Origin of the sequence: Bradyrhizobium yuanmingense, assembly GCF_900094575.1 — a bacterium.
GTDB classification, from domain to species: domain Bacteria; phylum Pseudomonadota; class Alphaproteobacteria; order Rhizobiales; family Xanthobacteraceae; genus Bradyrhizobium; species Bradyrhizobium yuanmingense.
The window spans coordinates 527,995-552,410 of the sequence record NZ_FMAE01000006.1 but is presented as its reverse complement, the minus strand read 5'-3'; the positions used below and the strand labels follow the sequence as shown (position 1 = coordinate 552,410).

Annotated in this window: 23 protein-coding genes; 14 read left to right on the top strand and 9 right to left on the bottom strand. The window is 64.9% G+C overall.

Annotated features, from left to right (window positions below; genetic code table 11):
- Window positions 1-13: 13 nt before the first annotated feature.
- The 3 genes from GA0061099_RS23975 to GA0061099_RS42145 form a co-directional block, all read right to left on the bottom strand.
- Window positions 14-1,528 (bottom strand): amidase, encoded by a 1,515-nt coding sequence (locus tag GA0061099_RS23975; protein ID WP_036026291.1) that lies wholly within the window; start codon window positions 1,526-1,528, stop codon window positions 14-16.
- A 151-nt stretch (window positions 1,529-1,679) separates the two neighbouring features.
- On the bottom strand, window positions 1,680-2,864 hold the full coding sequence (locus GA0061099_RS23970; RefSeq protein WP_036026234.1) for a substrate-binding domain-containing protein: 1,185 nt from the start codon (window positions 2,862-2,864) through the stop codon (window positions 1,680-1,682).
- The gene (locus tag GA0061099_RS42145) at window positions 2,752-3,006 is read right to left on the bottom strand and encodes a hypothetical protein (RefSeq protein WP_162130848.1); all 255 of its coding nucleotides are present in this window, start codon (window positions 3,004-3,006) and stop codon (window positions 2,752-2,754) included. Before GA0061099_RS42145 ends, GA0061099_RS23970 begins: the two co-directional genes overlap by 113 nt.
- A 37-nt stretch (window positions 3,007-3,043) precedes the next feature.
- Between GA0061099_RS42145 and GA0061099_RS23965 the strand changes: the two genes are divergently transcribed.
- Entirely contained in the window at window positions 3,044-3,487 is a 444-nt protein-coding gene (locus GA0061099_RS23965; RefSeq protein ID WP_025032676.1) for a MarR family winged helix-turn-helix transcriptional regulator, read from the top strand.
- Between the two features lie 86 nt (window positions 3,488-3,573).
- Here the strand turns inward: GA0061099_RS23965 and GA0061099_RS40245 are convergent, their stop codons facing one another.
- Together GA0061099_RS40245 and secA are read right to left on the bottom strand one after the other, a co-directional pair.
- On the bottom strand, window positions 3,574-3,978 hold the full coding sequence (locus tag GA0061099_RS40245) for a DUF6006 family protein (RefSeq protein ID WP_074448072.1): 405 nt from the start codon (window positions 3,976-3,978) through the stop codon (window positions 3,574-3,576).
- Window positions 3,979-4,455: 477 nt separating this feature from the next.
- Window positions 4,456-7,296: a preprotein translocase subunit SecA gene (gene secA / locus GA0061099_RS23955; RefSeq protein ID WP_036026237.1), complete on the bottom strand. Its 2,841-nt coding sequence runs from the start codon at window positions 7,294-7,296 to the stop codon at window positions 4,456-4,458.
- Between the two features lie 352 nt (window positions 7,297-7,648).
- On the opposite strand from secA, the gene GA0061099_RS23950 reads away from it, so the two are divergent.
- Together GA0061099_RS23950 and argJ are read left to right on the top strand one after the other, a co-directional pair.
- On the top strand, window positions 7,649-8,563 hold the full coding sequence (locus GA0061099_RS23950; RefSeq protein WP_036026238.1) for a peptidylprolyl isomerase: 915 nt from the start codon (window positions 7,649-7,651) through the stop codon (window positions 8,561-8,563).
- Window positions 8,564-8,664: 101 nt separating this feature from the next.
- Window positions 8,665-9,906 (top strand): bifunctional glutamate N-acetyltransferase/amino-acid acetyltransferase ArgJ, encoded by a 1,242-nt coding sequence (gene argJ, locus GA0061099_RS23945; protein WP_036026240.1) that lies wholly within the window; start codon window positions 8,665-8,667, stop codon window positions 9,904-9,906.
- A 35-nt stretch (window positions 9,907-9,941) separates the two neighbouring features.
- On the opposite strand, the gene GA0061099_RS23940 is transcribed toward argJ, so the two are convergent.
- Window positions 9,942-11,267: a TadE/TadG family type IV pilus assembly protein gene (locus tag GA0061099_RS23940; protein WP_036026241.1), complete on the bottom strand. Its 1,326-nt coding sequence runs from the start codon at window positions 11,265-11,267 to the stop codon at window positions 9,942-9,944.
- A gap of 136 nt (window positions 11,268-11,403) precedes the next feature.
- Here GA0061099_RS23940 and GA0061099_RS23935 point away from each other — a divergent pair, with 136 nt between their 5' ends.
- Complete coding sequence (locus tag GA0061099_RS23935) at window positions 11,404-11,814, top strand: (deoxy)nucleoside triphosphate pyrophosphohydrolase (RefSeq protein ID WP_036026243.1); 411 nt, start codon at window positions 11,404-11,406, stop codon at window positions 11,812-11,814.
- A gap of 51 nt (window positions 11,815-11,865) precedes the next feature.
- Here the strand turns inward: GA0061099_RS23935 and GA0061099_RS23930 are convergent, their stop codons facing one another.
- Entirely contained in the window at window positions 11,866-12,714 is an 849-nt protein-coding gene (locus GA0061099_RS23930) for a methyltransferase domain-containing protein (RefSeq protein WP_036026294.1), read from the bottom strand.
- A 64-nt stretch (window positions 12,715-12,778) separates the two neighbouring features.
- Between GA0061099_RS23930 and GA0061099_RS23925 the strand changes: the two genes are divergently transcribed.
- The 4 genes from GA0061099_RS23925 to GA0061099_RS23910 are packed head-to-tail and all read left to right on the top strand — an operon-like array spanning window position 12,779 to window position 15,252.
- Window positions 12,779-13,588 carry a ComF family protein gene (locus GA0061099_RS23925; RefSeq protein WP_036026244.1) on the top strand — a complete coding sequence of 270 codons (810 nt, stop codon included), beginning with the start codon at window positions 12,779-12,781 and terminating at the stop codon, window positions 13,586-13,588.
- Window positions 13,589-13,622: 34 nt separating this feature from the next.
- On the top strand, window positions 13,623-13,898 hold the full coding sequence (grxC, locus tag GA0061099_RS23920; RefSeq protein ID WP_036026245.1) for a glutaredoxin 3: 276 nt from the start codon (window positions 13,623-13,625) through the stop codon (window positions 13,896-13,898).
- Window positions 13,895-14,773, top strand: a complete 879-nt coding sequence (locus GA0061099_RS23915) for a carbon-nitrogen hydrolase family protein (RefSeq protein ID WP_036014649.1) — start codon at window positions 13,895-13,897, stop codon at window positions 14,771-14,773. Before grxC ends, GA0061099_RS23915 begins: the two co-directional genes overlap by 4 nt.
- Window positions 14,770-15,252, top strand: a complete 483-nt coding sequence (locus GA0061099_RS23910) for a DUF1178 family protein (protein WP_036014648.1) — start codon at window positions 14,770-14,772, stop codon at window positions 15,250-15,252. Before GA0061099_RS23915 ends, GA0061099_RS23910 begins: the two co-directional genes overlap by 4 nt.
- Here GA0061099_RS23910 and GA0061099_RS23905 read toward each other — a convergent pair.
- The gene (locus GA0061099_RS23905; protein ID WP_036026248.1) at window positions 15,249-16,148 is read right to left on the bottom strand and encodes an EamA family transporter; all 900 of its coding nucleotides are present in this window, start codon (window positions 16,146-16,148) and stop codon (window positions 15,249-15,251) included. The genes GA0061099_RS23910 and GA0061099_RS23905 overlap by 4 nt on opposite strands.
- A 140-nt stretch (window positions 16,149-16,288) precedes the next feature.
- Entirely contained in the window at window positions 16,289-16,942 is a 654-nt protein-coding gene (locus tag GA0061099_RS23900) for a DedA family protein (protein WP_036026250.1), read from the bottom strand.
- A gap of 294 nt (window positions 16,943-17,236) precedes the next feature.
- On the opposite strand from GA0061099_RS23900, the gene cobS reads away from it, so the two are divergent.
- The 6 genes from cobS (at window position 17,237) to GA0061099_RS23870 (ending at window position 24,369) form a co-directional block, all read left to right on the top strand.
- A complete protein-coding gene (cobS, locus tag GA0061099_RS23895) occupies window positions 17,237-18,235 on the top strand; it encodes a cobaltochelatase subunit CobS (protein WP_025032652.1) in 999 nt (332 codons plus the stop codon).
- A 142-nt stretch (window positions 18,236-18,377) separates the two neighbouring features.
- Window positions 18,378-20,279 (top strand): cobaltochelatase subunit CobT, encoded by a 1,902-nt coding sequence (gene cobT, locus GA0061099_RS23890; RefSeq protein ID WP_036026252.1) that lies wholly within the window; start codon window positions 18,378-18,380, stop codon window positions 20,277-20,279.
- Window positions 20,276-21,379 carry an esterase-like activity of phytase family protein gene (locus GA0061099_RS23885; protein WP_036026255.1) on the top strand — a complete coding sequence of 368 codons (1,104 nt, stop codon included), beginning with the start codon at window positions 20,276-20,278 and terminating at the stop codon, window positions 21,377-21,379. The genes cobT and GA0061099_RS23885 overlap by 4 nt, the downstream gene beginning before the upstream one ends.
- Window positions 21,380-21,433: 54 nt before the next feature.
- A complete protein-coding gene (locus GA0061099_RS23880) occupies window positions 21,434-22,402 on the top strand; it encodes a Bug family tripartite tricarboxylate transporter substrate binding protein (protein WP_036026258.1) in 969 nt (322 codons plus the stop codon).
- Window positions 22,403-22,607: 205 nt separating this feature from the next.
- Window positions 22,608-23,720 (top strand): NADH:flavin oxidoreductase/NADH oxidase, encoded by a 1,113-nt coding sequence (locus GA0061099_RS23875; RefSeq protein ID WP_036026261.1) that lies wholly within the window; start codon window positions 22,608-22,610, stop codon window positions 23,718-23,720.
- Between the two features lie 241 nt (window positions 23,721-23,961).
- Entirely contained in the window at window positions 23,962-24,369 is a 408-nt protein-coding gene (locus GA0061099_RS23870; protein ID WP_036026263.1) for a hypothetical protein, read from the top strand.
- Window positions 24,370-24,416: the final 47 nt, after the last annotated feature.

The window sequence follows — 24,416 nt, the reverse complement described above, 5'->3', positions numbered from 1 at the left end:
AGCAAAGGTTTCCTCACATCTTCTTCCAGTCGCCGATCTGCTCGAAGGCATGGGCGGCGCGGTAGATCGTGGATTCCTCGAACATGCGGCCGACCAGCATCAGGCCGACGGGCAGGCCGTCGACCATGCCGCAGGGCAGCGACATCGCCGGATGGTGGGTGATGTCGAACGGCGCGGTGTTGGAGATCATCTCGAGCGCGCGGGCGACATAGTCCTCGCGGCTGGCATTGGGCTCCGGCAGCTTGGTCGCCTTCATCGGCGTCGTCGGCATCAGGAGCAGATCGTAATCCCCAAACGCCTTGTCGTAGGCCGCGGTCAGCCGGCGCGAGATGTTGAGGGCCTTGCCGTAGAAGCGCGGGCCGAAATTGTTGTTGATGTAGGTGCCGAGCATCATGAACAGCTTCGTGGTCTCGGACAGCGAGTCGGCCTGCCGACGCCAGCCGCGATGGAAATCCATCAGCGAGGTCGAATAGAGATCGCCGCGGCTGAGGCCGTAGCCGTCGCCGAACATCATGGTCTGGGTCAGGCCTTCCGTGCCGATCGGCGTCCAGATCGCCCCGCCCATCAGGTGCATCGGGATCGAGACGGTCTCGACCGTGGCGCCGAGATCCCTAAAGCGCTTTGCGGCTTCGCGCACGCTTTCGTTCACGGCGGACTCGGCGGTCGGCTGCTCGAAGCCTTCCTTGACGATGCCGATCTTCATGCCCTTGACGCCCTGGCCTAGCGCCTTGGTGTATTCCTCGACCTTCGGAGCCTTGATGCGCGGATCGTAGCCGTCGTCCCCGGCGAGCACCTCGAGCAGCAGCGCATTGTCTTCGACCGTTGCCGTCATCGGACCGGTGTGATCGACATAGATCTCGATCGGCATGATGCCGGTGTAGGGGACGAGGCCCCAGGTCGGCTTCATGCCGTAGATGCCGCAGAACGACGACGGCATGCGGATCGAGCCGCCCTGGTCGCCGCCAATGGCCATGTCGACCTCGCCAAGCGCGACCACGACGCCCGATCCCGACGACGAGCCGCCGGCCGAGTAGCCCATCTTGTGCGGATTATGCACCGGCCCGTAGGAGCCGGTGTGGCTGCCGCCGGACAGGCAGAAATGCTCGCAATGCACCTTGCCCTTGATCTCGGCGCCGGCATCCAGCATGCGCGTGACGATGGTGGCGTCGAAATCGGGCACATAGCCTTCCAAGGTCGACGAGCCGTTGGTCATGGGCACGCCGGCCAGCATGATGTTGTCCTTCAGCGCGATGGTCTTGCCCTTGAGCTTGCCGCTGGCGGCGCCCTTCACTGTCGACTTGCGATACCAGGCATTGCGCGGGTTCTCCTCCGCCGAGGGCCGATAGCCCGGCGTGCGCGGATATTTCACTTCGGGCAATTCGTCCGGCATCGCGGCAACGAGATTGTAGGCTTCGATCGAGCCCTGCATGAGACCGCGGAACGAGGCGACGTCGTCATCGGTGAGCGAAAGACCGCATTGCTCGGCGACACTGCGAAGTTGGGCTGGCGTGGGAAGGGCAACTGTCACGGCGCTCTCCTTGAAGTTCTTTGCAACGTTGGGCGTGGCCGCCCCGGCGCGACGCACGCACCCGCGGCCTCGCCGAAACATTCAAAACGGAAATATTTTCCTTTTCAAGTATTATTTTGCAAATGCGCCGGCCGGTCTAGCCGCGAGGCGGTCAGAGCGGCTTGATCAGCTTGAAATCGAGACCGTCGGCCTCGGCGAGATGCATCGGCATCCGCACGTGCCCGTTGCAGACGGTAACCCGACCGCGGGCGCCGCTGTAGACGATGTTGCGGCCGGCCGCGAGCAGCGGCCGCATCGCCAGCGAACCAGCCTTGTTTGCAACGGCTTCGAGGAAGCGCAGGCCTTCGTAACTCGATTGCCCCACCGAGCCGATCGGCGGCGCATTCGGCCCGAACATCGCGTGATAACGGCTCTGGAAGTCGTCATTGGCGCGCGCGCCGGTGCCGGTGAAGTAGCCGGAAGCGCAGAACATGTTCTCGCTGTTGTCGGCGCCGATGCCGAGTAGCACGGTATCGTCCATCGCGCCCGCGAGCCGCAGCGTCGTGGCGCCTAGCCCACATTCGCCGAAGGCCCGGTTGAAGGTGATGCTGTCGGTACCGATCAGCGAGATCAACACGACATCGGGCTTGGCGGCGCGGATCCGCGCCAGATGCGGCCCGTGATTGTCTTCGCCGAGCGGGACGAACTCTTCGCCGACGACGCGGCCGCCGGTTTCCTTGATGTAGTTCTTCACCGCGCGATGCGATTGCCAGGGCCAAACGTAGTCGCTGCCGATCAGGTACCAGCGTTTGGCCTTCTTGACGTCCGCGAGCCAATGGATGGCGGGGCGGCTCTGCCAGCGCGGCGTCTCGCCGATCGCCATCACGCCGGGCGTGCGCTCGCCGCCCTCGTAGACCGGCGTGTAGATATAGGGAATGCGGTGGCGTGTGGTGACGTCGCGGAGGCCCACGCGAACCGCGCTGGTGTGCAATCCGACGATCAGATCGACCTCGTCGAATGCGATTGCCTGCTCGGCGCGGTCCAGAACCTCATCCAGCGGCCCGCCGGCATCGTAGATCGACAGCTCGAGCTCGCGGCCGAGAATGCCGCCGCGCTTGTTGATCTCGGCGACGGCAAGCTGCGCGCTGTTCGTGGCACACGGGCCCCACACGCCAGGCGAGCCGGTGCAGCAGATGAAGCCGCCGACGCGCAGCTTGTTGACGCCGCGGCGCTTGAACAAGGCGTCACCGTGCGGCGACAAGGCACCGCCAGCTGCCGAAGACGACAGATTCCTGAACAGCAAGGACGGCGGTAACGCCGAGCCGCCGTGAGCCGGGAAGTTCACCGTCGCGCGCACGCCAACTCCTGTCTGAGACCAGACCTGAAAGCACATTGAGCAGGCGGCCGCGGCTTCCGCCCTTTTGTTGGGCAATGATCTTATTTTGAAAATATTGAATATTCAAGAATTGAAGTGCATATAGATGCAGCATCGATTGCAAGACATTCACTCATTTGGGTCAAGGCGAAGTCTCAGCCGTGGCAAAACCGCCGAAACAAAATTCCCCGATCACCGAACACCTCGCTTACCTGCTCGCGCAAGCCAACCGGGAAATCAACCGGCAGCTCGAATTGAGGTTGAGCAAGGAGGGCGTGCCGGTCGAGCAATGGCGCATCCTGAAAGTGCTGTCGGACGGCGAGGGCCATTCGATGGGCGAGCTCGCGGACGCCGTGCTGCTCAACCATCCGACGCTCACGAAGATGATCGACCGCATGGTCTCCGACACGCTGGTCTACCGCGTGCAGGACCCGAACGACCGCCGCAAGGTGCTGATGTTCATCTCCGACCGCGGCAAGGTGCTGTGCAAGAAGCTCAACTCGCTCGCGGTCGACCAGGAGGAGCACATCCTGGAGAGCTACGGCGACAAGTCGACGAGCGAGCTCAAGCGGCTGCTGGAGAGCTTGATCGACAGCTCGAATTAGACCTCGTGAAGTGGAGCGTGGCGCCTTGCGAAGCGCACACACACATCTGCCGTTTCAATGCATAGCCAGAGGAAAGCACTCGCGCATCATCGCCAGCACGAGAGGCGATAGCGTTGGCCATTCCATGTCGTCCAGCCCACGGCCTTGTTGCTGACCGGCTTGGCTAGATACCATTTGTTGCCGTCGGCATGGTTGAAGTACACGCCGCCCTGGGTTCCGGTGCGTGGATTTGTCAACTTCACCCATCGCGAGCCATTATCTGAGAAGCGGCCTGACCAGCGTGCTCCCGAAGTGCTGGTGCAAGTGTTGCCGTTGCAGGTTGTCTGACTGTCATCGACGGCGGCCCATTTCATCCGGGCGGGGCGGCCGTCGATGTTGCACGACCATGTTCCGCCCCACCATCCGCCCACTTGGCTCGCAGGGGCGGAACCGCAGGCGTAAAAACTCAGGGCAAGGACACAAAAGGCGGTTGGCAGCGCGCGTTTGGACATTGTCTGGCTCCCAATTTTCAGGCCACGTCTCGTGATTCAATCAAACCACGGATTGAGCTCTGTAGCGGTGATCCAGATCACAATGAGCAGTGGTAAAAAATTGGATGGTCTACCCGAGGGCGTTCGCCGAGACGCGATGCCGCGCTTTGACCATTGGCTCTCCGGGCGAAGAGTTCTTCAGCGACGCAGCCGCGCGAGCGAGTGGCCGCCGACCATCTGCAGAAGCAGCAGCACTCCGGAGTGATCACAGGAACAGGCGGTGAGGCGGGTTGCCAGCTGGCTGAAGCGTGCTCAGCCGCGCGTGACGGATAAAGGACCGTCTGACTACTGTGCGCCAGCCATCCTCAATGGCGTGCGCCTACCATTCGTGATGCAACGGAAGACCAGCAGGCATCATATGGATCGAAAGCATTCGACGCCTGGCGAACTCGTGGGCCAAGACAACACCGCGAGTTCGCCGGGTTTTGAGGTCATCGATCAAGCATACCGCCCGTGGCAGTGCTTGTACTTCTTGCCGGAGCCGCACGGGCAGTCCTCGTTGCGGCCGACCTTGCCCCAGCTGGTCGGGTTCTTCGGATCGCGCATCGACGCATCGGTGGCCTGGGCGCCGAGGGTGACGCTGGCGAGGGCCATCTCGTCCTCGCCGGTGTTCGGATCGAACTTGTGCGCTTCCATCGGCGGCAGCACCGGGGCTTCCTGCTCCGGCGGGACGATCTCGACGCGCATCAGCTGCGCCGTGACCGCTTCGCGCAGGTGAGCGCTCATCTCCTGGAAGAGATTGAAGGCTTCGGTCTTGTATTCCTGCAACGGATCGCGCTGGCCATAGCCGCGCAGGCCGATGACTTGGCGCAGATGGTCGAGCATGATCAGGTGCTCGCGCCAGAGATGGTCGAGCGTCTGCAGGAGGATGGTCTTCTCGACGTAACGCATCACGTCGGGACCCCATTGCGCGACCTTGGCCGCCATGTGCTCGTCGGCCTTGGTCTCGATGCGCGTGAGCAGCTCCTCGTCGGCGATGCCCTCTTCCTTGGCCCATTCATCGACCGGCAGGTCGAGATCGAGCACGCGCTTCAATTCGTCCTTGAGCCCGGCGACGTCCCACTGCTCGGCATAGGCATGCTCGGGCACGTGCTTGGCGACGAGGTCGTCGATGAAGGCGTGGCGCATGTCGGCCACGGTCTCGGCGACGCTCTCGTCCTTCATCAGCTCGACGCGCTGGTCGAAGATCACCTTGCGCTGGTCGTTCTGGACGTTGTCGAACTTGAGCAGGTTCTTGCGGATGTCGAAGTTGCGCGCCTCGACCTTCTGCTGCGCCTTCTCCAGCGCCTTGTTGATCCAGGGATGGATGATGGCCTCGCCCTCTTGCAGGCCGAGACGCTGCAGCATGCTGTCGAGACGGTCCGAGCCGAAGATGCGCATCAAATCGTCTTCCAGCGACAGGAAGAACTTCGAGCGGCCGGGATCGCCCTGACGGCCGGAACGACCGCGCAGCTGGTTGTCGATGCGGCGGGATTCGTGGCGTTCGGAGCCGATGATGTAGAGGCCGCCGGGCTTCTTCACGGACTTGGCGGGCTTGCTTCCCTTGGCCGGCTCGACCTCGACGGTCTCCTCGGCCTTCAGCACGATGTCGCGGAAGTGCTCGATATCGGCCTTGATCTGCTCGATCTTCTTGGCCTTCTCGGCCTCGTCGGTGATGCCGGCAGTCTCCTGCTGGATGCGCATCTCCAGCGAGCCGCCGAGCTTGATGTCGGTGCCGCGGCCGGCCATGTTGGTGGCGATCGTGATCGCGCCGGGCACGCCGGCCTCCGCCACGATGTAGGCTTCCTGCTCGTGGAAGCGCGCGTTCAGCACCGCGAACAGCTTTGCCGGCTTGCCGGCGCGGGCGGCGGCATAGAGCTTGTCGAGCGCACCCTCCTTGCCGAAATCGATCTGCTTGTAGCCGTTCTTCTTGAGGAATTCGGCGAGCACTTCCGACTTCTCGATCGAGGCGGTACCGACCAGCACCGGCTGCAGGCGCGCATTGGCGCGCTCGATCTCGGCGAGGATGGCCTGGTATTTTTCCTTCTGGGTCCGATAGACCTCATCGTCCTCGTCGAGGCGCGCGATCGACAGATTGGTCGGGATCTCCACGACCTCGAGCTTGTAGATGTCGAACAATTCGTCCGCTTCGGTCGCGGCGGTGCCGGTCATGCCCGCCAGCTTCTCGTACATGCGGAAGTAGTTCTGGAAGGTGATCGAGGCCAGCGTCTGGTTCTCGGGCTGGACCTGGACGTGCTCCTTGGCTTCCAGCGCCTGGTGCAGGCCTTCCGAATAGCGGCGGCCCGGCATCATGCGGCCGGTGAACTCGTCGATGATGACGACTTCGTCGTCGCGGACGATGTAGTCCTTGTCGCGCGTGAACAGCGTGTGCGCGCGCAGGGCCTGGTTGATGTGGTGCACGACGGAGACGTTCTCGACGTCGTAGAGTGATTCGCCCTTGAGCTGGCCGGCATCGCGCAGCAGCGTCTCGATCTTCTCCATGCCGCCTTCGGTCAGCGTCACCGTGCGCTGCTTCTCGTCGACCTCGTAGTCAGCTTTGTCGAGCTTGGGCAGGAAGCCGTCGATGGTGTTGTAGAAGTCGGAGCGGTCGTCGAGCGGGCCGGAGATGATCAGCGGCGTGCGCGCTTCGTCGATCAGGATCGAGTCGACCTCGTCGACGATGGCGAAGAAGTGCGGCCGCTGGACCATGTCCTCGAGCCGGTACTTCATGTTGTCGCGCAGATAGTCGAAGCCGTATTCGTTGTTGGTGCCGTAGGTGATGTCGCAGGCATAGGCCGCCTTGCGCTCGGCATCGTCGAGGCCGTGCACGATCACGCCGGTGGTCATGCCGAGGAAGCTGTAGATCTGGCCCATCCAGCCGGAGTCGCGGCGGGCGAGGTAGTCGTTGACGGTGACGACGTGGACGCCCTTGCCGGCGAGTGCGTTCAGATAGACCGCGAGCGTTGCGACCAGCGTCTTGCCTTCGCCGGTCTTCATCTCGGCGATGTCGCCCTCGTGCAGCACCATGCCGCCGATCAGCTGGACGTCGAAATGGCGCTGGCCGAGCGTGCGCTTGGCGGCCTCGCGCACGGTGGCGAAGGCCGGGACGAGGAGATCGTCCAGCGTCTTGCCGTTCGCGAGCTGCTGCTTGAATTCCGCGGTGCGGGCCTTGAGCGCCTCGTCGGAGAGCTTCGAGACCTCGGGCTCCAGCGCGTTGATCGCGTTGACGCGGGACTGATATCCCTTCACCCGCCGGTCGTTGGCGGAGCCGAAAAACTTGCGGGCGAGCGCGCCGATCATGCCTGGTTCCTGTGTTCGCGATTCAACCGCGTTGGGCCTAAGAAGTTGTCACCCGCCCGCCTATCAACTCACCGTGACGCTTCGCGGCGTCAGAGCCCGGCCTGCGGGGGTCATCCGCCATATGGGTGGGAATTGGGCAAGTCTGGGTTCAACGGCCAAAAACGCAGCAAAATAAACGCCATCGCCATGGTCGCGACCGCGCAGAGATATGGCCCGGTCGGGGCCTTGTCAACGGCGGGCGCAGTGCGGCTAATTCATCATTTTGACAGACTTTTCGCGTTGCCAAGCCCCCCTGATTGGGCGAGTGTCCGCCCCGCTCGAGCAGCCCCCTGCTTCAACATAAGGATTTTCCATGACCACCTCGTTCCCGGCAACCCAGCGCTTCCGCTCCGCGTCCGCCCTGGCTGGCAGCCTCGCTCTGGCGCTGTCCCTGGCGTTTGCGGGCCCGCTCCGGGCTGCCGATGATCCGGTGCTGGCGAAGGTCAATGGTGCGGAGATCAAGAAGAGCGACGTCACCATGGCCGAGGAGGAACTCGGGCCGAGCCTTGCCCAGATGGACCCGGCCACCAAGGACGAAAACGTCCTGTCCTTCCTGATCGACATGAAGATCGTCAGCAAGGCTGCCGAAGACAAGAAGATCGCCGACGGCGAGGAGTTCAAGAAGCGCCTGGCCTTCGCCCGCAACCGGCTTCTGATGGACAGCCTGCTCGCCAGCGAGGGCAAGGCCGCGACCACGCCGGACGCCATGAAGAAGGTCTATGAGGAGGCCGCCAAGCAGATCACCGGCGAGCAGGAGGTGCGCGCCCGCCACATCCTGGTCGAGACCGAGGACGAGGCCAAGGCGGTAAAGGCCGAGCTCGGGAAGGGGGCCGATTTCGCCGAGCTCGCCAAGAAGAAGTCCAAGGACCCCGGCTCCGCCGATGGCGGCGACCTCGGCTTCTTCACCAAGGAGCAGATGGTGCCGGAATTCTCGGCCGTGGCCTTCTCGCTGGAGCCCGGCAAGATCTCCGACCCCGTGAAGTCGCAGTTCGGCTGGCACATCATCAAGGTCGAGGAAAAGCGCAACCGCAAGGCGCCCGATTTCGAGCAGGTCAAGGCTCAGATCGAGCAGTACGTGACCCGCAAGGCCCAGGCCGAGTATGTCGCCAAGCTGCGCACCGAAGCCAAGGTCGAGCGGCTGGACCAGCCGGCGGCGGATGCGTCGAAGGACGCCAAGTCCGATGCGAAGCCGTCCGACAGCAAGATGGCGCCGCCGGCGAAGAAGTAAGAATTCGCTGTCACTTCGCGGACGCCAAGGGTATCTAACGTCGCAATGGCCGGGGGCTCCCCCGGCCATCTGCATGTCCAGACCCGACCAAGGCGCCCGCGATGTCCTCCTCCGTCTCTCCGCTCGCCCCCAAAACCGTTCCTGATATGCCCGTGATCGCGGGCATCCGTCTTGCGACGGCCGAAGCCGGCATCCGCTACAAGAACCGCACCGACGTGCTGCTCGCGGTGATGGACAAGGGCACTGCCGTCGCCGGCGTTTTCACCAGGTCGAAGTGCCCCTCGGCCCCGGTGGAATGGTGCCGTGCCAAGCTGAAGGGTGGCAAGGCGCGCGCGCTGGTGGTCAATTCCGGCAATGCCAATGCCTTCACCGGCAAGACCGGCCGCGCCTCCACCGCGCTGACGGCGAAGATCGCGGCCAAGGCGGTCGGCTGCAGCGAGAGCGAGGTCTTCCTGGCCTCGACCGGGGTGATCGGCGAGCCGCTGGATGCCACCAAGTTCGACGGCGTGCTCGGCCGCCTCGCCGAAGCCGCCGATCCCGGCGATTACCTGGCTGCGGCCAAGGCGATCATGACCACCGACACCTTCCCGAAAGTGGCGACCGCGACCGTCAAGCTCGGCAAGGCCAAGGTCACCATCAACGGCATGGCCAAGGGCGCCGGCATGATCGCGCCCGACATGGCGACGATGCTGTCCTTCATCTTCACCGACGCGCCGATCGCGCCCGCCGCGCTGCAGGCGATGCTCAAGAGCGGCGTCGAGGACACGTTCAACGCCGTGACCATCGACGGCGACACCTCGACCTCGGATACGCTGCTGGCCTTCGCCACCGGCGCCGCCGCCGAGCACGGCGCGCCGAAGATCAGCCGCGCCAGCGACCCGCGCCTGAAGGGCTTCGTCAAGGCGTTCAACCAGGTGCTCGCCAATCTCGCCGAGCAGGTCGCCCGCGACGGCGAAGGCGCGCGCAAGCTGGTCGAGATCACCGTGGAGGGCGCCAAGACCAAGGCCTCGGCTCGCAAGATCGCGATGTCGATCGCGAACTCGCCGCTGGTGAAGACCGCGATCGCCGGCGAGGATGCCAATTGGGGCCGCGTGGTGATGGCCGTCGGCAAGGCCGGCGAGCCGGCCGATCGCGACAAGCTCTCGATCTCGTTCAACGGCATCCGCGTCGCCAAGCGCGGGGCGCGCGATCCCGATTATGACGAAGCGCAGGTGTCGGAAGCGATGAAGGCGCCGGAGATCGCGATTCTGGTCTCGCTCGGCCTCGGCAAAGGCCGCGACCGCGTCATGACCTGCGACCTCACCAAGGAATATGTGGCGATCAACGGGGACTACAGGTCGTAGGTCTTCCCCGTTCTTACGGGGAGAGGTGAGCGCCATCACCCCGAGATCCGCGCGTCCGCGACCGCCTTCTTGAACAGCGCGTTCATGGCGTCCGCGATGCCTTGCGTCGGGCTGACCTCGAAATACAGGCCCGGCGAAGCGCAGCTCTGCATGTTCTGTGCGATCTGGCTGTTCGGCGACGGGCCATAGGGGCCGGCATTGAACGGATCGATCCACTTCATGTACCAGGGGTTGGTCGGCAGCGCGAGATACGTCGTGTACAACACCGCGACCTTGACGCCGCGATCCTTGATCGTCTTGCAAAGCGCAGGGTTCAGCGGCGACTGGCACCGCGTGCTGCCCGAGAGCGGTTTCAGGCATCCGGTGTTGCTCTCGTCGGCTACGCCGTCGGACACGAAGAACAGGTATTTGAGCGGACTGGCCGACGTGCCGCTTCCGGGGGAGCTGATCTCGCCGTTGATCGCGGGAAAGACCGCGGTGAATGGGGTATCCTGATCGTGATTTTCGTTCTGGCCGTTCACCGACATCAAGTCGATCTTGCCGGCCGCCGACTTGGCGCTGGAGAGAGAGGCCGACAACGAAAACAGACTGCGCAGGCCGAGCGAGCTTGCAGAGCCGCCGAAATCATAGATCGCCATTCTGAACTGGTTTGAATAGGTCTCGGTGGCGTTTGCCGTATCCATCAAGGACTCGGTGGCGCTCCGAAGCACGTCGATCCGGGTGGTCACGCCAAGCTTCTTGGCAAGGTCGTAATAGTTGTTCTTGTCCTTGAGATCGTGGCAGGCGAAAGCGCACTTGTCCGACGTGTTGTTGACCATCTTCTGCACGTCGGCGGGGGTCGCGCCGACGCCCATCGACGGCGAATTGTCCAGCAGCAGATAGAAATCGATATAGAGCGGCATGCTGGCCGTCGCCTTCGACGTGCCACTCAACGTCAGCACCGACTTGCCGATCACGCCGAGGAACATGGTGTTCAAAGTTGCCGTGAACGAAACCGTCGCGGTGACGGTCGAGCTGGACTTGACCACGGTCGGCGTAAGGCTGGTCAGCGTGTAGCCGGACTGACTGGCGCGATTGGCATTGAAGATGTTCGTGGCGTCCGTGACGCCGACCGAAATCGAGCCGTCCGCAGTCATGTTGCCGGCCGCCTTGAAGGCGGGCGAGGCCTTGGCGATCGAGCCGACACTGGCGGCATCCGCCGCGGCCTGAAGCTTGGACCGGATCATCGTCGCGCGCGAATAGTCGATGGCGCAGCCGACCGCACTGATCAGGGGAACGCAGGCGAGCGCGAAAATCACCGCGATATTGCCGCGCCGGTCGTGAACGAACCGGCGGAGGAGAGCCGAAAGCGCAGCGCGCATGGGTTGGCCTGGAGTGGTTTAAAGAGTTCCCACTCTAGGAACTGCGGATTAAATATGACTTATGGTGACTTTGGAAACTTGGACCGCAACGAGGTTAACAAACCGTTGCAAACGATCTCAGCGAGCGACAGAACGCATGGCCGATCTCAAACTGACACTGGTGGTGGCCTGCGCGCTCGTCGACGCCGACAAGCGCGTCCTGATCGCGCAGCGCCCGGAAGGAAAGCCCCTGGCCGGCCTGTGGGAATTCCCCGGCGGCAAGCTCGAGCCGGGCGAACGGCCGGAGCAGAGCCTGATCCGGGAGCTTCATGAGGAGCTCGGCATCGAAGTCGCCGAGCCGTGCCTCGCGCCGCTGACCTTCGCCAGCTACGGTTACGACACCTTCCATCTGCTGATGCCGCTCTATATCTGCCGGCGCTGGGAGGGGATGGTCACCGCACGCGAGGGCCAGAACCTTGCCTGGGTCCGCGCCAACAAGCTGCGCGACTGCCCGATGCCGCCCGCGGACATTCCGCTGATCCCGCATCTGATCGATTTGTTGATGTGATTGAACCGTGCCCCGGACGCAGCGCGGAGCGCGGCAGAGCCGGGACACACGTCACTCCTTACCCGCCTTCTTCACCGCCTCCGCCAGGCTCGCTTTCGCCGATCCCGGCTTGAGTGGCTGCTGCTGGCTCGCATGCGGGGCCCAGCCGGAGAGCCAGACGATGTCGAAGGTCGCACGGATGCGGCCATCGGCATCGGCAAAGCGTTCGGCATAGATTTCGGCCATGCGCAGCAGCGTCGCGCGGCGCGTCGGTGTCCGCCGCCGCTCGATCAGCACATTGGCCGCGCCCATGCGCCTGATATCCTGCATCAGCGCGAACGCATTGGCATAGCGCACCACGACCCGGTCGACGTCGGTCACCGGCAGCGCAAAGCCCGCCCGCTGCAATAGCGCACCGATGTCGCGAAGGTCAGCGAACGGCGCCACGCGCGGCGACACACCGCCCTCGCATTCGGCTTCCGCCGCGGCAAACGCCTGGCGCAGCTCGGTCAAGCTGTCGCCGCCGATCATGGCAGCAAGCAGCAGGCCGTCGGGCTTCAGCGCCCGACGGATTTGCGCGAGCACGCCCGGCAGGTCGTTGACGAATTGCAGCGCCAGCGCCGAGACGACGAGATCGAGGCTTTCCGGCGCGAGGGGCAACTTCTCGCTACCCGCCGCATCGAGCGCGATCCGTTCGATGGACGGTAGCCGAGCGCGTAGCGCCGCGAGCCCACCGCCGGGCGTCCAGAGATCGGCCGGTGCTTGAAATTCTCGCATCACTGCGGCCAGCCGATCGGACATGTCCTCGGCGACCCGGTCGAGCAGGAATGTGACCGCGCCTTCGGCCTGGGCGCGCTGCTGCCGCCTCTGCAGCAAGGCACGATCAAACAAGGCGGGCGGGATTTGAGCGGTCTGGACCATGCCGCTGGTTACGCCGATCTCCACAGTTCTGGCAATCCGCTGCGCGCAGCGTTAGCCTCCCCACATGGAAGCCGACGCTCCCCCCATCCGTTCCATCGCCGCACCCCTCCGCGCCGCGTGGACGGCCGGCCGCCACGTGCTGGCGCGGGCGGCGCGGCTGGCGCTCGACATCGCGCTGCCGACACAGTGCGTATCCTGCCAGGAGCCGGTCGATGGCGAAGGCGTTTGCGCTTCCTGCTGGGCGCGGCTGTCGTTCATCGAGCGGCCCTATTGCCCGCGGCTCGGCATTCCCTTCGTTTACGACCCCGGCCCGGAGATGCTGTCGATGGAGGCGATCGCGAGCCCGCCGGCTTACCAGCGCGCCCGCGCGGCGGTGCGCTACGACGACGTCGCGCGCACGCTGGTGCATGCGCTGAAATATCAGGACCGTACCGATCTGGCGCCGGCCATGGGCCGCTGGATGGCGCGCGCGGGCGGCGAGTTGCTGACCGGCGCCGACATGCTGGTGCCCGTGCCCCTGCATTGGCGGCGGGCCTGGCGGCGCCGTTACAACCAGTCCGGCGCGCTCGCGCGCGTCATCGAGCGGCAGAGCGGGATCAAGGTGCGGGGCGACGTGCTGCGGCGGGTGCGCGCCACCGAGCAGCAGATCGGCCTGTCGCGGGCCCAGCGCGCCACCAATGTGCAAGGCGCATTCCAGGTATCTCCCCACCGTCAGGCCGAGATCCAGGGCCGCCGCGTTGTCCTGATCGACGATGTCCTGACGTCAGGGGCTACGCTCGACACCTGCGCGCGGGCCCTGCTCCGCGCCAAGGCGGCCCAGGTCGACGTGCTGGTCTTTGCCCGGGTTGTCGAGAGCGGGCCCCGTCCCATATAATTCAATGAATTCATGACATGAGAGCGCCAGACGAATGACTGCTGCTGTCGAGATCTACACCCGGCCGGGCTGCGGCTATTGTTCCGCCGCCAAGTCACTGCTGACCCGCAAGAAGGCGACCTTCACCGAATTCGACGTCGCCAAGAACCCGTCCTGGCGCCAGGAAATGTACGGCCGCGCCGGCCAGGGCTCGACCTTCCCGCAGATCTGGATCGGCGGCACCCATGTCGGCGGCTGTGACGACCTCTATGCGCTCGATCGCGAAGGCAAGCTCGATGGCATGCTCGAAAGCGTGAAGGCGGTATCATGAGCGAGAACCGCACGTTCACGGCCGCCATGGTGCAGATGCGCACCGGCCTGATGCCCGGGCCGAGCCTCGAGCAGGCTACGAAGCTGATCCGGCAGGCTGCGGCCGATGGCGCCGATTACGTGCAGACACCCGAAGTCAGCAACATGATGCAGCTGAACCGCAAGGCGCTGTTCGAGCATCTCCAGAGCGAAGAGGACGACGCCTCGCTGAAGGCCTACCGGGCGCTCGCGGCGGAGCTGAAGATTCACCTCCATGTCGGCTCGCTGGCGCTGCGCTTCTCGCCGGAGAAGGCGGTCAACCGCTCCTTCCTGATCGGGCCCGAGGGCAATGTGCTCGCGAGCTACGACAAGATCCACATGTTCGACATCGAGCTGCCGGACGGCGAGAGCTATCGCGAATCCGCCAATTACCAGCCGGGCGAGACCGCCGTGATCTCGGATCTGCCCTGGGGCCGCATCGGCTTGACGATCTGCTACGATGTGCGCTTCCCGGCGCTGTACCGTGCGCTCGCAGAAAGCGGCGCCTATTTCATCACCGTGCCGTCCGCCTTCACCCGCAAGACCGGTGAAGCGCATTGGCACGTGCTGCTGCGAGCCCGTGCGATCGAGACCGGCTGCTTCGTCTTCGCCGCGGCGCAGGCCGGCACCCACGAGAACAAGCGCGAGACCTACGGGCATTCGCTGATCGTCGATCCTTGGGGAGAGATCCTCGCCGAAGGCGATGTCGAGCCGGGCATCATCATGGCCAGGATCGACCCGGCCAAGGTCGAGACCGCGCGCCGGGCGATTCCCTCGCTCCAGCACGGCCGCCGCTTCGGCGTCTCCGATCCCAAGGCCGGGCCGGACCATTTGCACCTCGTGCGGGGCTCGGCATGATCCGCTACGCGCTCCACTGCGACCGCAATCACGCCTTCGAAAGTTGGTTCCAGAGCTCGTCGGCCTATGATTCGCAGGTGAAGCGCAAGCTCGTGACCTGCCCGATCTGCGGCTCAGCCAAGGTCGACAAGGCGATCATGGCGCCGCGCATCGTCGGCAAGAAGGGGCGCGGCCGCGCCACGCCGCCGCCGGAGCCCGTGGCCGCGACCACACCCGAGGCTGCGCCGTCAGGGCCGACCTCGCTGCTGATGGCGCAGGAGCGCGAGCTGCGCGCCAAGCTGAAAGAGCTGCGCGACCACATCGTTAAGAATGCCGACAATGTCGGCGAGCGCTTCGCCAACGAAGCCCGCGCCATGCATTACGGCGACAAGGAGCACCGCCCAATCTATGGCGAAGCCTCGCCCGAAGAGGCGAAGTCGCTGATCGACGAAGGCATCGAGGTCTCACCGCTACCGACGCTGCCGGAAGACCGGAATTAAGCTCCCACCAGCACAGCGACGCCCAGGACAATCAGCGCAATGCCTGCAAGCTCGCGCGGCGCGATCGGCTGCTTGAACGAGTAATACGCCACGGCTTGCGCGAACAGCACCTCGATCAAGGCGAGTGTGCGGACGTTGGCGGCCGCCGTCAGTGCAAAGGCGAGGAACCAGAATTGCGAAGCGAAGGCGCCGATGAAGCCCGCGAGCATCGACGGTCGCCATAACCTGAGGATTCCTCGGAGCACGTCCGGCGCGCGCCAGAGCAGGTAGATCGTCAGCACCAGCGTCTGCACGAACAGGCCGAGCGCCAGCGTAATTGACGCCGCGGTCACGAAGGACACGTCGGGCACATTGATGATGGCGCCGCGAAAGCCGACCGCTGACAGCGCGAAGGCCGCCGCGGCAACGAGGCCGGTGATGGTCGGCTTCAGCTCGGCAAAGCTCTTGTCGCCGCCGGGGCGGAGCGCGGTGATGACGACGCCGACGGTGGCGATCATGATCGCGAGCACCTTCAGCCAGGTCAGGTGATCGCCGAGGAAGACGAAGCCGAATATCGCGGTCTGGATCGCCTCGGTCTTCAGGTAGGCCGTCGTCACGACAAACGAGCGGTCGTTCATCGCGAGCAGCATCAGCCCGGTGGCGACGATCTGGCTGAGCGCGCCCAACAGCAGCCATGGCCAGAACACGGCTGGCGGCGGGCTCAGATGATCGCCGGTCGCGAGCAGCACCAGCCCCAGGAACAGCAGCGAGAACGGAAAGCCGAACAGGAAGCGGATATTGGTCGCGCCCCAGGTCCCCAGCGGCTTCGTCAACGACCGCTGCATCGCATTGCGCGCGACCTGCCCGAGCGCGGCAACGATGGTGAAGGGAATCCAGAGGCTGGCGATGGTGAACATGGGGTGGCGGGCGCGAGGATCCGGGCCAACGTGCCGCTAGCGGTGGAGCAGGTCAATCACACGGATGTCATGGGTGCGATGCTCTCGCACAAACTCGGTGCCTGCGAACGCAGGGACGACGGTTGTGATGTGGCGTCTGCCTAAACCTGCGGCTTGGCCGTCGCGCCGCCATACCGTCGGCGATAGATCCACATCCCCACGCCCAGCACGATCGCAACCCCTGCAACGGTCAGCATCCAGATGTGCTTGCCGACATGCGCATGATGATGCAGCCCGGCATATTCATGCAGGGCCGACACGGCCAAGACGCCCGGCAGCACATGGGCGGGCGCCCAGGCCAGGATCGCCGGGATGTTCACGGCATAGAATTTCGTGGGCGCCATGCCCAGCGCGCCGGCGGTCACGGGCACGAAGGCGCGGATCGGCGGCACGAAGCGGGCGAAGAACACGGCCCAGGTGCCGAAGCGGTTGAAGAAGTTTTCGCTCTCCGCGACCACGCGTGGATAATTGGTCAGCGGCCAGGTGTTGAGGATCTCGCGCTGCCGCCTGTGCCCGATCCAATAGGCCGCCCCGTCGCCGAGTACGGCACCAGTTGCGGCCGCCAAGAGCACCCATGGCAGCTGCAATTCGCCGCCGGGAATCAGGGCGCTCAGCGCCAGGATGATGGTCGAGCCGGGGATCACCGATCCCACCACCGGAACGGCTTCGAGCAGCGCCGCCAGGAACAGGGTCAGATAGGCCAGCCACGCATGGGCGGAAACGAAGGCGATGAGGGGATCGAGGAAGGACGTCACGTCGTCTCTTGAAGGGCTGGAGCATGAGGGCTTCGGACCCTACATAAGTAACTGCATACGGCCAAAGTACCATTCGCACGGATTGGGGCCGACCCGCCCGAATTTCGGCGTGATTCGCAAGGCAGCCCTCCAAAAACTGCGTTCCTTGCCTATCTAAATGAAAAGACAACGGAACTTTGATTGGTGGGCGGGCTTCTGCCGGCTCGTTGTCTCTGATAGGTTGATTTTCAGCACCCAGCCGCAGCCAACGTGCGAATAACCGGTTTCGGGACCGCCCGGGACCTCGGAGGATTGATGACGACCGCCGCCCTGTCCAAAGTTGAGGAAGTTTCCGGCCTGCCCGACATGAAGGTGTCGGTGCGCCAGGTGTTCGGGATCGACAGCGATCTCGAAGTCCCGGCCTATTCCGAAGTCGATCCTCATGTTCCCGAAGTGGATTCCGATTACCGCTTCGACCGCGCCACCACGCTGGCCATTCTCGCGGGCTTTGCCAGGAACCGCCGCGTGATGGTGACCGGCTATCACGGCACCGGCAAATCCACCCATATCGAGCAGGTCGCGGCACGCCTGAACTGGCCCTGCGTGCGCGTCAACCTCGACAGCCACATCAGCCGTATCGACCTCGTCGGCAAGGACTCCATCGTGGTCCGCGACGGCAAGCAGGTCACTGAATTTCGCGACGGCATCCTGCCCTGGGCGCTGCAGAACAACGTCGCGCTGGTGTTCGACGAATACGATGCCGGCCGCCCGGACGTGATGTTCGTGATCCAGCGCGTGCTGGAGGTTTCGGGCCGCCTGACGCTCTTGGACCAGAACAAGGTGATCAAGCCGCATCCGGCGTTCCGGCTGTTCGCCACCGCCAACACCGTCGGCCTCGGCGACACCTCGGGCCTCTATCACGGCACCCAGCAGATCAACCAGGGCCAGATGGACCGCTGGTCGATCGTCACCACGCTGAACTATCTCAGCCACGACGAGGAAGTCGAGATCGTGCTGGCCAAGGCCAAGCACTATCGCACGCAGGAGGGCCGCGACATCGTCAACAAGATGGTGCGCCTCGCCGATCTCACCCGCAACGCCTTCGCCAATGGCGATCTGTCGACGGTGATGAGCCCGCGCACGGTGATCACCTGGGCGGAAAACTCCGACATCTTCGGCGATATCGGCTTTGCGTTCCGCGTCACCTTCCTCAACAAATGCGACGAGCTCGAACGGCCCTTGGTCGCCGAGTTCTACCAGCGCTGCTTCAATGCGGAGCTGCCGGAATCGGCAGTCAACGTCGCGCTGAGCTGATCTCTCACGGTGTGTCGTCCCGGCGAAGGCCGGGACCCATACCGCGTGATGTCTCGATTGAAGCGACGCTGATAGTTTCCTGACACAAGAGCGGCCGGTGGTTATGGGTCCCGGCCTTCGCCGGGACGACAGATAGGGTCAGATGACCACCTCCAACTCCAAATTCCGCAGCAACAAGGAAGCACCGACCGAGCCGTTCAAGCGCTCGGTCGCCTCCTGTCTGAAGGCGATCGCAAAGGCGCCCGAGCTCGACGTCTCCTTCGCGGCCGAGCGCCCGGGACTTGCGCCCGGCAAGGCGCGGCTGCCCGAGCCCGCGCGCAAGATGACGAAGCGTGACGCCGCGATCGTGCGCGGCCATGCCGATTCCATCGCGCTCAAGATCGCCTGTCACGATCCCAAGGTTCACCGCAAGCTGATGCCCGGCAATCCGCAGGCGCGCGGCGTGTTCGAGGCGGTGGAGCAGGCCCGCGTCGAGGCGATCGGCGCGCGCCGCATGGCGGGCGTTGCCAAGAACCTCACCGCGATGCTCGACGACCATTTCCACCGCGGCAAGTTCGACGAGATCACCGACCGCGCCGACGCGCCGCTGGCGGACGCGCTGGCGATGCTGGTGCGCGAGCGCCTCACCGGCATGGCGCCGCCGACGGCGGCCAAGAAGATGGTCGATCTCTGGCGACCGATCCTCGAAGACAAGATCGGCAAGCGGCTCGATCGGCTCGACGGCGTGCTCGAGGATCAGACCAAGTTCGGCGATGCCGTGCATGACCTGCTGTCGGCACTCGAGCTCGGCGACGAGCGCAACGCCGACAGCGAAGACAATGACGAGAACGAGGAGAACCAGGACGGCGACAACGACCAGTCCGGCGCCGAAGGCTCGCCCGATTCCGACGCCGCGCAGGAAATGAGCGCCGACCAGGCGCAGGCAACCAGCGAGGAGATGAGCGAGAGCGCGATGGAAAGCGCGCAGGCCTCCACCTCCGACACCTTCGACGATGGCGAGCTCGGTGATGACGAGACGCCGGGCGAGGCGACGCGCCCGAACCAGCACGGCAGGAACGAGCCGCGTGGGCCGGAATATCACGCCTTCGCGCCCAAGTTCGATGAGGTCATCGCCGCCGAGGATCTCTGCGACCATGACGAGCTGGAGCGGCTGCGCGCCTATCTCGACAAGCAGCTCGCACATCTGCAGGGCATCGTCGCCCGTCTCGCCAACCGGCTGCAGCGCCGCCTGATGGCGCAGCAGAATCGCGCCTGGGAGTTCGATCTCGAGGAGGGCATCCTCGACCCTGCGCGGCTGTCGCGCGTCGTCACCGATCCCTATCACCCGCTGTCCTTCATGCACGAGAAGGAGGCGACGTTCCGCGACACCGTAGTGACGCTGCTGCTCGACAATTCCGGCTCCATGCGCGGCCGCCCGATCACGGTCGCCGCGACCTGTGCCGACATCCTCGCGCGCACGCTGGAGCGTTGCGGCGTTAAGGTCGAGATTCTCGGCTTCACCACGCGGGCCTGGAAGGGCGGGCAATCGCGCGAGGCATGGCTTGCCGCCGGCAAGCCGGCCAATCCCGGCCGCCTCAACGATCTCCGCCACATCATCTACAAGTCTGCCGACGCCCCGTGGCGTCGTGCGCGGAAAAACTTGGGCCTGATGATGCGCGAGGGCCTCTTGAAGGAGAACATCGACGGCGAGGCGCTGGACTGGGCGCACAAGCGCCTGCTCGGCCGGCCCGAGCAGCGCAAGATCCTGATGATGATCTCGGACGGCGCGCCGGTCGACGATTCCACGCTGTCGGTTAATCCCGGCAATTACCTCGAGCGGCATCTGCGCCACATCATCGAGGAGATCGAGACCCGCTCGCCGGTCGAGCTGATCGCGATCGGCATCGGCCATGACGTGACGCGCTATTATCGCCGCGCGGTAACGATCGTGGACGCGGAAGAACTCGGCGGCGCGATCACCGAAAAGCTTGCCGAGCTCTTCAGCGAGACCAACACGGCGCCAACGCAAGCGGCCGGTCGCCCGCGACGCAAATTGCATTCGTGAGCACGCATCCATCCCGCCGCAGCTTCGTCAGCCTCGCGGCGGCGGGATTTTCCACTCTCGCGCTGCCGCGCTTGGCGCAGGCGCAGCTGCAGCCCAAGACCGAGCCGCCGCCGCGCGCGCTCCAGCTCGAGCATGCCGTCACCGCGCCGGTCAGCGTCGAGGTCAACGCGCGCACCATCCCCAATTTCGAGCCGCGCGACCGCTCGCGCACGCGCTTCGGCTCGCTGGATTTTCGCAGCGGCCTGGTGCTGACCTCGCCCTATCGCGGCTTCGGCGGGCTGTCGGGCCTCCGCTTCCTCGACGGCAAGGGCGAGCGCTTTCTCGCGATCTCCGATCAGGGCGGCTGGTTCACCGGCAGCATCCGCTATTCCGGCCGTGAGATGATTGGGCTCGCCGACGTCGAGGCCGCGCCGGTGCTGGGCGCCGACGGGCGGCCGATCACCGAGAAGCGGCTCTGGTACGATACCGAGTCGCTCGCGCGCGACGGCAACCTCGTCTATGTCGGGCTCGAACGCGTCAATCAGATCCTGCGTTATGATTTCGCCAAGGGCGCCACGGGCGCCCGCGGCGAAGTGATCGCCGTCCCACCGGCCCTGCGCAAGCTGCCCTACAACAAGGGGCTGGAGGCGATGGTCGTCGTGCCCAAAGCGCAGGGAGCGGGCAAGAGCCAGGCCCAGCCGCTCGCGGGCACGCTGATTGCCTTTTCCGAGCGCGGGCTCGATGCCGACGGCAACCTCCTCGCTTTCCTGATCGGCGGCTCGACGCCCGGCCAATTCAGCGTGCGGCGCTCGGAGAATTTCGACATCAGCGACGCGGTGCTGCTGCCCTCGGGCGATCTGCTCATCCTCGAACGTAAATTTTCCTGGTTCACCGGCGTCAACATCCGCATCCGCGCGATCCCGCTGAAGGGAATCGCGCCGGGCGCCGTCGTCGACGGCCTGACGCTGTTCGCCGCCGATCTCGGCCACGAGATCGACAACATGGAAGGCATCGACGCCCACGTCACCGCCGACGGCGAGACGGTGCTGACCCTGATCTCCGACGACAATTTCTCGATGCTGCAGCGGACTTTGCTGCTGCAATTCACGCTGGCGGAGTAGAGATCGCGCCGGAACGGTTCTTGCAGCGATCGCGAGAGTCGACCGGAGATTTCGATGACCAGGTTCCTTCGCGTGTTTTGTCTATATGCGTCCTTCTGGATCGCCGCTGCAACACAAGTCCAGGCACAAGACTGGCCGGCGCGACTGATCAAGGCGACCATTCCGTTCGGTCCGGGCAGCGCGGCGGACGTGGTGCCGCGGCTGGTGTTCGAGCATCTCTCCGCCGAACTCGGTCAGCCGATCGTGATCGAAAACCGCGCCGGCGGCGGCGGTGTGGTCGGTTCGGCGGCGGTCGCGAAGTCCGATCCCGATGGTTACAGCCTGCTCGCCCAGTCGTCGGCGCTGACCATTGCGCCCCTGATGTTCCCGAATGCGAGCTTCGACCCCAGCCGCGATCTCGCCTCGGTGTTCATGATCGGATCCGGTGCCAATGTGATGATCGTGCCGAAGGAGCGCCCTTGGAGAACCATCCAGGACTTCATCGCCGCTGCCAAGGCAAAGCCCGGTTCGATCTCGTTCGGCTCGGTCGGCATCGGCAGCGCCGTGCACATCTCGAGCGAGAAGTTCCGCTACGCCGCCGGCATCGAGGCTATTCATGTGCCGTATCGCGCCGGCCCGGAAGTGATCGCCGACATTCTCGGTGGGCGCATCGATCTGTATTTCTGCCCGCTGGCGACCGCGTTGCCGCTGATCCGCGAGGGCCAAGTGCGCGCGCTGGTGGTCTCGACATCGAAGCGCGTTGCCGAGCTGCCCGATGTGCCGACGCCGGCCGAGATCGGCTTGAAGGACGCCGACAGCGAGATCTGGTTCGGCGTGTTCGTGCCGGCGAAGACCCCGCGCGAGGTCGTCGACAAGCTGCACGCGGCCGCCGAGAAAGTCCTGGCCACGTCGGCGACGCAGGTGAGCCTGACAAAGCTCGGGCTCGAACCGAGGCCGATGAAGCCCGCCGAGATGGACGACCTCGTCAAGCGCGAGCTGGCGGCCAATCAGGAGCTGATCAAGGCCGCCGGCATCAAGCCGTAGGGGCGGGTTACGCCCGCATTCCTCCATCGTCCCGGACAAGCGAAGCGCGGATCCGGGACGACAATAGGGAGACATGTTCGCCGCGGCATCTCCAGCGCAATGCATGCCGCTGCTGGTCGCCATGCTGCCCGTGCGGCTGGCAATTCGCCGCCCACCCACTAAACTTCATGCAATCGCTTCCATTTCTCCAGCCCCGGACCCTCGCATGAGCGCCCTGTTTTCCCCGATCAAGCTGCGCGGCCTGACGTTGAAGAACCGCCTCGTGGTGTCGCCGATGTGCCAATATTCGGCCGATGACGGCGTCGCCACCGACTGGCACTTCACCCACATCAACAATCTCAGCCTGTCGGGCGCGGCGATGTTCTGCATCGAGGCGACGCATGTCGAGGCGATCGGCCGTATCACGCCGGGCTGCCTCGGGCTCTACAGCGACGCCTGCGAGGCCGCGCTGAAGCCGATCCTGCATTCGGTGCGCAAGCATTCCTCCACCGCGATCGCGATGCAACTCGCCCATGCCGGCCGCAAGGCCTCGAGCGCGCGCCCCTGGGACGGCGGCCAATTGATTCCGGAAGGGCAGGGCGGCTGGCAGACGGTCGGGCCGTCGGCGGTGCCGCACAAGGAGGGCGAGGCCGCCCCGCTGGCGCTGGATGCGGCAGGCCTGAAGCGCATCCGCGAGGCCTTCGTCCATTCGACCGAGCGCGCCGCGCGGCTCGGTATCGACGCCATCGAGGTCCATGGCGCGCATGGTTATCTCTTGCATCAATTCCTGTCGCCGATCTCCAACAAGCGCACCGACGAATATGGCGGTAGCCTCGCGAACCGCATGCGCTTTCCGCTGGAGGTGTTCGACGTGGTGCGCGCCGCGTTCCCCGCCGACAAGCCGGTCGGCATGCGGGTGTCGTCGACCGATTGGGTCGAGGGCGGCTGGGATCTGGCACAGACCATCGAATTCGCGAACGCGCTGAAGGCGCGCGGCGTCGACTGGATCGATGCATCGTCCGGCGGCGTCTCGCCGCTGCAGAAGATTCCGCTCGGCCCCGGCTATCAGGTGCAGTTTGCAGAGGCGATCAAGCGCGAGACCGGCCTGCCCACCATCGCCGTCGGCCTGATCACCGAGTCGAAGCACGCGGAGGAGATCGTCGCGTCGGGCAAGGCCGACATGGTCGCGCTCGCCCGCGGCCTGCTCTACGATCCGCGCTGGGGCTGGCACGCTGCCGCCGAGCTCGGCGGCGTGGTCGAGGCGCCGCCGCAATACTGGCGCTCGCAGCCGTCCACGCAAAAGGCGCTGTTCGGCAAGACCACGTTCGGGGCGAGGTGACTCTCTTCACCTCTTCCCGCTTGCGGGGAGAGGTCGGATTGCGCGCGAGCGCAATCCGGGTGAGGGGGTACAGGTGCGGCGAAAATCTCATGTGTGGAGAGAAGCCCCTCACCCCAACCCTCTCCCCGTAAGAACGGGGAGAGGGAGTTAGATCCCTCACGCATCCGTAAACCTCCTCACCTTCCATGCCCCCCAAAACTGGCCTAACCTCTCCATACTCAACGCCTCGCGGAGGCTGGCCATGCGCTTTCGTTTTCGTAAAACTGCCCATGTGTTCGAGCGCGTTGGCCTTGCCATGGCGGGGGCCGCGTGCGGATTGTTCGTCGGCGCCTATGTCGGCTCGGCGATCCCCACCCTCACCACGCAGGGCTTCCTGCTGCTGATGATGCTGCTCGGCGGCATCGGCTTCTATCTCGGCATCGACACGCCGCAGATGCCTTTCGACGATGCGCACAGCCAGATCGACGCCGCCGAGCTCATGAGCGCCGCCGGCACGCTCTCCGCTACGCTCACCGCCTTCGCCTCGGTCGCCGTGATCGTGCTCCGGCTCGATCCGCACATGGCCTGGACCTGGCTCGTCTTGGTCGGCTGGATTGCCGGCGTCACCATGCAGATCGTCGCCGGCGCCAAGGCCAGGCTGCGTAAGTAGCTCTCTTTGTCAGGATGGGCCCGCCTGAAGCGGGCGTCTCGAAGGAC